The sequence below is a fragment of the Streptomyces sp. AV19 genome (assembly GCF_015999245.1).
GTDB lineage: Bacteria > Actinomycetota > Actinomycetes > Streptomycetales > Streptomycetaceae > Streptomyces.
Genome location: NZ_JAEAMR010000024.1, coordinates 1 through 8613 on the forward strand (window position 1 = coordinate 1; position 8613 = coordinate 8613).

Below are 8613 nucleotides of genomic sequence, written 5' to 3' on the forward strand. Positions count from 1 at the left end.
CCGAACATCGCCTGAAAACACACAACCCGGCCGCTACGAAAGTCGGGGCAGCTCAGTAGGGCACGTCGGCGGGGTCGATGGGGTGGGCGGGCAGCCCGAGGCGGTCGGCGGCGGCCGTGATGGCGCGGAGGTTGGCCCGGTCGCCGGGCTGGGAGGCGCTGGCGATCACGGTGGTGCCGTAACGGATCGGCACGGGGGTTTCGGCGGTCTGCGCGAGGTGCTCGGCCCAGTCGGGCCAGGCTTGTGCGGCGCGGTGGCGCAGGCGCAGCGCGTGGTCGTCGAGGGAGTCGGGGGCGGGGTCGTCGTCGGTGGTGACCTCGCCGAGGACGCCGAGCATGGCGCCGGCCGCGCTGGAGGCGGTGCCGAGGGTGGCCGCCGGCTCGCCGGTGCACAGGACGTCCAGGCCGTGGTCGGCCAGGGCCAGGGCGCACGCGGCGCCGATGATGCCGGTACCGGCGACGAGGACGTCGCAGCTGATCGTGGTCACAGCAGGCTCTCCTTCACGTTGCTGGCGGGGCCGGTTGGCAGGGGCAGGTGGTCGGAGGGGCCCCAGCGGTCGTGCTGGGGCCAGGGCGGGACCCACATCAGGCGTGAGCCGGCCGCGTGGGCGGCGGCCCGGCCGCTGCGGGTGCCCATCGGGATGAGGGCGAGCGCCGTGGTGGTGTGGTCCCACCGGGTCAGGAGCTGGACGGCCGCATCGACGTGGGCGGGGAGGGGCGCCGGGTAGGCGATCTTGATGAGGGGGGTGCCGAGACCGGCGAGCTGGCCGGCGAGGCGGGCGAGTTCACCGTCGTCCGGCGGCTGGTCGAGGTGGCGGGCGGGCAGCGGCACCAGGCCCTGATCCCAGGCAAGCGTCGCGACGGTGCGGGCGGAGTGGTTGCCGGTGGCCTCGAACTGCAGGTGTGTCAGGTGCCGGGTGCGGTCCCGGGCGAGGAGCGCGGCGATCGGCTCCGCCTGGTGGTGGCGGGTCATGGCGCTCACCCGCGCCCCGGTGATCGCCTGGGGCACATCGTGCTGGAGGCCGGCCACGGTGATGTGGTCCAGGTCGATCTCGAACCACCGCCACGGCGGTACGGCGTGGCCGCAGTGCTCGATCTCCAGGACCATCCGGTCGGCGTCGAACGCCGGCGGCGTGGTCATGCCGGATCCGGCGGGGGCGGCATGTGCTGGTCCTGCCAGGCCGCCAGGCTGTCGGCCGCCGCGACGGTCTTGGCGAGCGCGGCGGTGATCTGCTCGGGTGCGTGGGGGTCCAGCAGGACGTGGTGCGGGAGGGCGACCACGCCGATGGCCGCCTGGGCGGCCGTGGGTGTGTGGGCGCTGCGGGCGCGGTCGTCCGTCTGGTAGGCGGGGACGGACTGCCACGGCGGGAACAGCGGCTTCGCCGGGATCCTTTCCGCGCTCAGGGCCTTGGCGAGGGTGCCGGCGGTGATGCCCCGCTCGGCCAGATACCTGGGGACACGGAGCAGGGCGGCGTAGTGGTCGTGGACGGTGGCCTGCGGCACCGGGCCGACGAGCAGTTCCTTCTCGACCTGCTCGTCCAGGGCAGCGCCGAGGGCCTGGTGGTGGTGGGCGCGGGTCTGCCGGGCCCGCGGGTACCAGGGGGTCTGGGCCATGACCAGGGCGGCGGCGAGCGGGTGGATCCGTGCGTTGGTGCCGGTCAGGGTGTGGTCGTAGGAGCCGCTGCCGCGTTCGCGCCCGCAGTTGGCCAGCATCCGGACCCGCCGCGCGGTGTCCTCGTCCCGCAGGATGACGGCTCCGCCGTCTCCGCCCGCCAGCAGCTTCGCCGCCTGGAACGACAAGGTGGTGGCGTCGGAGACGGTGCCGATGCGGATGCCGTCCCAGGCTGCGGCAAGGGCGTGGGCGGCGTCTTCGACCACGGCCAGGCGGTGGCGTTCGGCGAGGCGGCCGATGCCGGTCAGGTCGGCGGGGTGGCCGGCCAGGTGGACCAGGAGGACCGCGCGGGTGCGGGAGGTGAGGGCCGCGGCGGCGGCCTCGAGGTCGAGGGTGAGGCTGTCGGCGGTGACGTCGACCGGCACCGGCTGCGCACCGACGCGGCTCACGGCCGTGGCGGAGGAGATGAAGGTGGTGGCGGGGACCAGGACCTCGTCGCCGCGGCCGATGCTGAGCGCCGCGAGCGCGAGCTCCAGCGCCGTGGTGCCGCTGGAGACGGCCACCGCCGGGTGGCCGAACTCGGCGGCCAGCCATGTCTCCAGGGGTTCGGCCGCGCTGTTGCCGTCCTGCCACCACACACCGCTGTCGTGCGCGGCGACCAGGGCCTTGCGAGTGGTGGTTGTGGGCGAGGGCCAGGGTGCGTACGGGCGGGGGCGCACGGGCGGCCCGCCGCACAGGGCAAGAGAAACCACGAAGTTCACATCCCTTGCGGGTGAAGAAGGTGACGGTGAGGGAAGCGCGTCGGTCAGACGGCGATGGTGAAGGGCTGCGCGGTGCCAGACAGGGCGGTGTCCATGGCGTGCAGCAGCGCGGTACTCGCGCAGGCGGCCCGTAGATGCTGCGCGGCCTCGGCCCGGGGCGCGGGGCCGGTGAGGGCGGCGAAGGCGGCGTCGAGCTGGGCGGTGTATTCGTGGCGCGCGTCGCGCGGCTGGGCGTCGATGAGGACGTGCCGCCGGCCGTCGAGCACGGTCCAGGCCGTCGGCGTGGGGGCGGTGGCGCGGTCCGGGCTCCAGCCCAGGACCGTGCGCCAGTGGACGGAGCCCTTCTCGGCGTCCATGTCGATGCGGACCTGGTCGTGGGCGGTCCCCGGCGCTGCCCACGACGCTTCCAGCTGGAGCCGCCGGGCGGGCCCGGCGGGCGAGGAGGGATGCAGGTCCGCGGTGCCGCTGACCCCGTACCAGCGCGGCCGCGAGGGCACGGTGCCGGCGGGGGGCGTGGTGGTCTGCCAGGCGGCGGTGGCCCGGCCGGCGGTGGCCGGGTGCTGGTGGCGGGCGGTCGCAGTGCCGGTGACGTCGGTCCAGCCGGCCAGGTGCAGGGCGAGGTCGGCCAGGTGGGGACCGAGGTCCCACAGCACCCCGGCCGCCCGGCCCCCCGCAGTGGCGGGCACCCCCATGCGGCGCTTCCACACCGCCCGCACCTGCGTGATGTCACCGAGCTCGGCGCCCGCGTCCCGCAGGGCGGCTACCTCCGGGCGGTGGCGGCTGGTGTAGAGGGGGTACACCCCGCGCCCGGAGGCGGCCGCGGCCTTCCAGATGGCCGCGGCGTCGCCGGCGGTGAGGGCGAGGGGCTTCTCCACGATGGCCTGCGCGCCCGCCTGCAGGGCGCGCAGGACCAGGGCGGCGTGGCTGCTGGGAGGGGTGGCCACGAGCGCCAGGTCGGCCCCGGCCTCCTCCACCGGCCCGGCGTGCACGCGGGCGCCGAACTCCCGCGCCGCCGCCTCGGCCCGTACGGAGTCGGTGTCGGCGACCAGCAGCTCGCCGAGCGCGCCGGCCTGCCGCGCGCGGGCCAGGTACGGCAGGTGCACGCGGTGGGCGATCCACCCGGCCCCGACCACCAGCACCCGGCCTATCCCCGCTGTCATGACACGGGCTCCTTCTCCCACTGGGCGGTCAGGTCGCCCAGGAGCTGGTGGAAGCTCGGGCAGGTCTTGATCACGCAGCCCGGGTCGTCCAGCTCAAGGCCGGGAACGCGCAGACCGAGCACCGAGAACGCCATCGCGATCCGGTGATCCCGCTGGGTGGCGACGAGGGCGGCGTTCGGCTGCGCGGGCTGGATCTCGATCCAGTCCTCCCCCGTGACCACCGGCACTCCCAGCGTCCGCAGCCCGGCCGCGCACGCTTCCAAGCGGTCGCACTCCTTGACCCGGACGTTGGCGATGTTCTCGATGCGCACCGGGCCGGTGGCCAGCGGGGCGATGGCGGCGAGGGTGGGCATGGTGTCGGACAGGTGGTGCAGGTCCGCCGTCACCCCGGTCAGTCGGCCCGGGCCGGTGACGGTGACCGAGTCCGGCTGAAGGCCCACGGCGGCGCCCATGTCGGCCAGGACGCGGGCGAAGCCGAGGTCGCCCTGGGCGGAGCCGGTCCCCAGACCGGGGACAGTCACCGACCGGCCCGGGCTGGCGGCGGCCGCCGCCAGGAAGTAGCTCGCGGTGGAGGCGTCCGGCTCGACGGTCACCTCACCGGGGCTGGTGTAGCCGCCGGGCTCGACGCGGAAGACGTCGTCGGTGCGCTCGACACTCGCGCCGAACAGTCGCATGAGCTTGAGGGTGATGTCGATGTAGGGGGCGGAGACGAGCCGGGTGACGTGCAGGGTGAGGCCAGTGCGGGTGAGGGGGCCGGCCAGCAGCAGCGCGGTCAGGTACTGGCTGGAGACGCCGGCGTCCACGACCAGCCGACCGCCCGCGAGGCCGTTGGCGCGCAGCGTGTACGGGAGGGTGTCGCGGTCGATGTCCGCCCCCAGGGTCCGCAGGGCGTTCAGGAGCGGGGTGATGGGACGGCGGCGCATCTGCTCGGAGGCGGTGAAGTGGTAGACGCCGCGGCCGGCGGCGACCAGGCCCGGCAGGAACCGCGCGCCGGTGGCCCCGTCGCGGGTATCGATCGACGCCTCCGGGGCCGCCGGGCCCTCGGGGCGGCCGGTGACCGCCCACCGGCCGGCGTGCGTGATGTCGATGTCGTAGCCGAGGGCGGCCAAGGCCCGGGCGCACGCCTCGGTGTCGTCCGCCACCAGCGGCCGGTGCAGCACCGTACGGCCGGTAGCGGCCGCGGCGAGGAACAGCAGCCGGTTCGTCTCGGACTTCGAACCGGGGATCACAACGTCAGCCATGCCACATCTCCTGGTGGTTCGGATGAACGGCCCCCAGCGGCGCGACGGGCCGCGCGGGCCGGGACGGGGCGGATTGTGCCGCCCCGGGAGGGTCGGGTGCCGCCGGATTTCCGGCGGTCAGGTCTTCGAGCAGCACGGTCAGCTGCGCGGGCTGCTCGACGATCCGCCACGGCCGGTGCGCGGCCAGCACCTCGCGCCGGCCGGTCCCCCACAGCACCGCGATGGTGTGCGCCCCGGCGGCCTGCCCGGCCTGCATATCGGCGACCGCGTCCCCGACCAGCACCGTGTGCCGCACATCGACGCGGAACTGGTCGCACAGCCACAGCACACCGTCCGGCGCCGGCTTCGGGGCGGGCGGGTCGCTCGGGGTGACCACGGCGCCGATCAGGTCGGTGACACCGAGGCGCTTGAGCAGCACAGTTGTGCGTGAGCGTTCCTTACCGGTGATCACTCCAACGGGCACGTGGCGCGTGCGCAGCATGGTCAGCCAGGTCAGTGCCCCGGCGAACAGGCGTGCGCGGTCGGCGAGGGTGGCGGCTTCCTGCCGGTAGAGCTCGGCGAGGCGTGCGGGCAGCTGCAGGCGGGCGAGGATGGTCTCCAGCGGCTGGCCGGACATCGCGAGGAACCGGTCGAGTGGCGCCGGGCCGGGCTGTCCCGCGCGGGCCCAGGCTCCCTGCAGCGCGGCGGCGGTGATCGCCTCGGTGTCGGCCAGGGTGCCGTCGAGGTCGAAGAGCACGGCCTGAACCGCGGCGGTCATGCGGCATGCTCCAGGACCGTGGCCCCCAGCAGGCTCGACTGCCCGGGGTGCTCGGGCACGAGGGGGACCAGGCCGGCCGCGTTCAGCCGGGCGACGGTCTCGTAGCGCAGGACCGGGCGCTCCATCAGCCCGCCGGTCAGCACGACCTGCACGTCCATCAGCCGGGCCAGGTCGGCGACGAAATCGATCAGACGCCGGCCGTCCGGCCAGGCCGACAGCCGCGGCCCCAGGCCGCCGTCGGGCGGCAGCGACCGCAAGGCCGTCTGCGCACAGCCCGTCGCCCCACACGCGCACCCCCCGCCGTCCAGGATGCGCACGTGCCCCAGCGTGCGTGGGTCACGCCGCAGCCCGGACCGCAGCTGGTCGTTGACGACGACCGCTCCGCCGATCCCGGTCCCCAGCACGACGACCATCACGTCCGGGCGCCCGAACGCGACACCCCGCCTGCACTCCCCCAGCGCCGCGGCCTCACCGTCGTCAACGATGGTGACCGCCTCGGCGAGCTGGCACAGCTCCTTGCCCAGCGGGAAGCCGTCCCACGTCGGCCGGTTGGGCCACGAGGTCACCCGGTCGTTGCTGTCCATCCCGCCCGGGAACGCCACACCCAGCCCATCCAGCCGGCGCGGAAGCTGCGACCGCAGCCACGGCAGCAGCCCGTCGGGCGACGGCGGCGTCGCCACCGTCGCGCGTACCTGGACCCCGGTCTCGGTCAGCGTCCCCAGGGCGACCTTGGTCGCCCCGATGTCCAGGCCCCACACCGCCGGCCGCAGCCGTGCGACGCCCTTCTCTGCGGGACGGCACCCCTGCGGGTACTGCACAACTTCCCCCATCACCCCTCCTGAACATGCAGGCAGACGGCACACAGCTCCCCGACCACGAACAAGTCAGACGAAGAGGAACTGCGCGGTCATCGCGCCGAGGTTGCTGGCCATGAGCCCATGCCGAAGATCCACGCGGGCGTGCGGCGCCCGGGAATTCGGTACGGGAGTGGTCGCCGGGCTCGAAGGCGACAACAGAGAGTCAACTCCCGCTTCCACGACGCGACTAGGGCAGAAGCCCGCCCAGGGCGTTAAGCGTGTTAACCGGCATGGTGGCTGATGCCGCTCCGGCGCGCGGGGGTTCATCGCGATCCTCGAACCGGTGTCCGCAGTGCCCGCTACGCTGCGGGCGGCTGCGGGCGGACACCTCCTGGCCCGCCGGGGCGCGTCAGCCCACGCTGCAGGCATGAGCCGGACCGGGCTCAACGACGGCACGTACAGCGGGGGGCCTCGCATGACAGCTTCGCGGCACACACACCAGCCGAACACCCAGCTCGCGGTCCTGATCCGGGCAGCCGGCTGCTCCTACGAGGCCCTCGCCCGGACCGTCAACATCGTCGGCCGCGAAGCCGGTGAGGAACTGCACTACCACGCGCCCTCGGTCCATCAATGGCTCCACGGCGCCGTCCCCCGCGACGCCGTCCCCCTGTACATCGCCGAGGCACTCTCCCGGCGCCTGGACATTCCCATCACCCTCGCCGACATTGGCATGGCCCCGTCCGGGAATGAGCACCTTGACGTGGGGCTGCGCTGGACGACCGATGCCGTGGCCGACCTCGTGATCCTGGGGAGGGCCATCGTGGAACGCCGGGACTTCATACAGCGCACCACCTACAGCCTCACCGCCCTGCTCCACATCCCCGGCTGGCACGAGATCGCCGCCCGCGGCCAGCACGCCGCCCGCTCCCCCCGCCCGCGCATCGGCACCGGCGACGTCGACGCGGTCCGCCAGATGACCCGCGCCTTCAGCGACATCGACCACGCCTACGGCTCCGGCCGGGCACGCACCGCCGCAACGGCCTACCTGGCCAACGACGTCGCCGCCTACCTGCGGGCCGACGGCCCCGACGCCATACGCCTCGAGCTGTACGCCGCCGCGGCCGACCTCACCTACCTCGTCGCCTGGATGTCCTGGGACGCCGAGGAACACGGACTCGCCCAACGCCAGTACACCCTCGCCCTGCGCCTCGCGGCAGAAGCCGACTCCCCCTTGATGTACGCCACCGTGCTGCGCGGCATGTGCGTGCAGGCCAGCGACCTCGGTCACCACCGCGCCGCCGAGCGCCTGGGCAACGCCGCTCTCGACGCCGCCGGCGGACATAACGCGCCCGAGCGGACCACCGCGTTCATCGCCAGCCGCCTGGCCGTCGCCCATGCTGGCAACGGCGACCGGCGCGCCGCCCACACCTGGCTCAAGACCGCCGAGCGCTACGTGGACCGCACCACCAGCCGCGGCGAAGACGCGTTCCACATCTCGGGCTTCCAGCACGCGTCCGCCCTCGCCCACCACCACCTGCACGACCTCCGGCAGGCGGAGGAGGCCATGCGCTGCAGCAACCAGACCCGCCCCGGTGCCGAGCGCCGCAGCCGCGCCATCTCCAACGCGCGCCTCGCCGAAATCCAGCTCGACCGCGGCCACCTCGACGAAGCTTGCGCCACCTGGTCCGCGCTCCTCGACGACGCCGCGCTCGTCCGCTCCCAGCGCGTCACCACGGCGGTGAACTCCATGGTCGGCCGCCTGCGCCCTCACCAGCGGCACCCCGCCGCGGACGCCCTGCGCCATCGCGCTGCGACCCTGGTGTAGTCGGCTACCAGGCACCGTCCGATGCCGTGGCAGGTGCTTCGGCTTCGACCGGGTGAGGGGCTGCGGCGTGCTGGCCGTGCTCAAGCTGGTCCTGTACGAGGTGACCGAGGAGTACGAGCACGGCAGCCGACCCAAGGCCGATGAACCAGCCGCACGCTGCCCCTACCGGATCGTCAACGCCGATACTGCACGGCACTCGCACGTGTGCATTCACCCGCGTACCGCTGCATGTTGGAGTTCACGGCCGTCGGCGACGGCCAGACCGAGGAGCATCTGGCACCAGCGGGCCCGTTGCTGGATCCAGGCGTGTGCGGCGTCGACGTCGGCCTGCGGGTCGGGGCACGGCTCGTGATCGAGCTGGTGGCGGATCATCCGCAGGCCGTAGCCAGTAAGGCCCGGACTTCTCAGAAGGTATCCGCTTACCGATCAGCAGGGTTGTCGATCGAACAAGGGTCCTGATC

9 protein-coding genes are annotated in these 8613 nt (G+C 73.9%); 1 reads left to right on the plus strand and 8 read right to left on the minus strand.

The window, feature by feature from the left end; genetic code table 11:
* Positions 1 to 52 precede the first annotated feature (52 nt).
* Genes I5Q34_RS32515 through I5Q34_RS32545 form a run of 7 tightly spaced genes read right to left on the minus strand, consistent with a single transcriptional unit; the run spans position 53 to position 6360 of the window.
* Entirely contained in the window at positions 53 to 487 is a 435-nt protein-coding gene (locus tag I5Q34_RS32515) for an FAD-dependent oxidoreductase (protein ID WP_199896097.1), read from the minus strand.
* Positions 484 to 1140, minus strand: coding sequence for a hypothetical protein (locus I5Q34_RS32520; RefSeq protein ID WP_199896098.1), 657 nt, complete (start codon positions 1138 to 1140; stop codon positions 484 to 486). The genes I5Q34_RS32515 and I5Q34_RS32520 overlap by 4 nt, the downstream gene beginning before the upstream one ends.
* On the minus strand, positions 1137 to 2363 hold the full coding sequence (locus I5Q34_RS32525; RefSeq protein WP_199896099.1) for an aminotransferase class I/II-fold pyridoxal phosphate-dependent enzyme: 1227 nt from the start codon (positions 2361 to 2363) through the stop codon (positions 1137 to 1139). The genes I5Q34_RS32520 and I5Q34_RS32525 overlap by 4 nt, the downstream gene beginning before the upstream one ends.
* Before the next feature lie 53 nt (positions 2364 to 2416).
* The gene (locus I5Q34_RS32530) at positions 2417 to 3532 is read right to left on the minus strand and encodes a Gfo/Idh/MocA family protein (RefSeq protein ID WP_199896100.1); all 1116 of its coding nucleotides are present in this window, start codon (positions 3530 to 3532) and stop codon (positions 2417 to 2419) included.
* Entirely contained in the window at positions 3529 to 4773 is a 1245-nt protein-coding gene (gene aroA / locus I5Q34_RS32535; protein WP_199896101.1) for a 3-phosphoshikimate 1-carboxyvinyltransferase, read from the minus strand. Before aroA ends, I5Q34_RS32530 begins: the two co-directional genes overlap by 4 nt.
* On the minus strand, positions 4766 to 5530 hold the full coding sequence (locus I5Q34_RS32540) for an HAD family hydrolase (protein WP_199896102.1): 765 nt from the start codon (positions 5528 to 5530) through the stop codon (positions 4766 to 4768). The genes aroA and I5Q34_RS32540 overlap by 8 nt, the downstream gene beginning before the upstream one ends.
* On the minus strand, positions 5527 to 6360 hold the full coding sequence (locus I5Q34_RS32545; protein ID WP_199896103.1) for an ROK family protein: 834 nt from the start codon (positions 6358 to 6360) through the stop codon (positions 5527 to 5529). The genes I5Q34_RS32540 and I5Q34_RS32545 overlap by 4 nt, the downstream gene beginning before the upstream one ends.
* A gap of 442 nt (positions 6361 to 6802) precedes the next feature.
* Here I5Q34_RS32545 and I5Q34_RS32550 point away from each other — a divergent pair, with 442 nt between their 5' ends.
* On the plus strand, positions 6803 to 8152 hold the full coding sequence (locus I5Q34_RS32550) for a hypothetical protein (protein ID WP_199896104.1): 1350 nt from the start codon (positions 6803 to 6805) through the stop codon (positions 8150 to 8152).
* A gap of 210 nt (positions 8153 to 8362) precedes the next feature.
* Here the strand turns inward: I5Q34_RS32550 and I5Q34_RS32555 are convergent, their stop codons facing one another.
* Positions 8363 to 8524: a hypothetical protein gene (locus I5Q34_RS32555; RefSeq protein WP_199896105.1), complete on the minus strand. Its 162-nt coding sequence runs from the start codon at positions 8522 to 8524 to the stop codon at positions 8363 to 8365.
* Positions 8525 to 8613 lie beyond the last annotated feature (89 nt).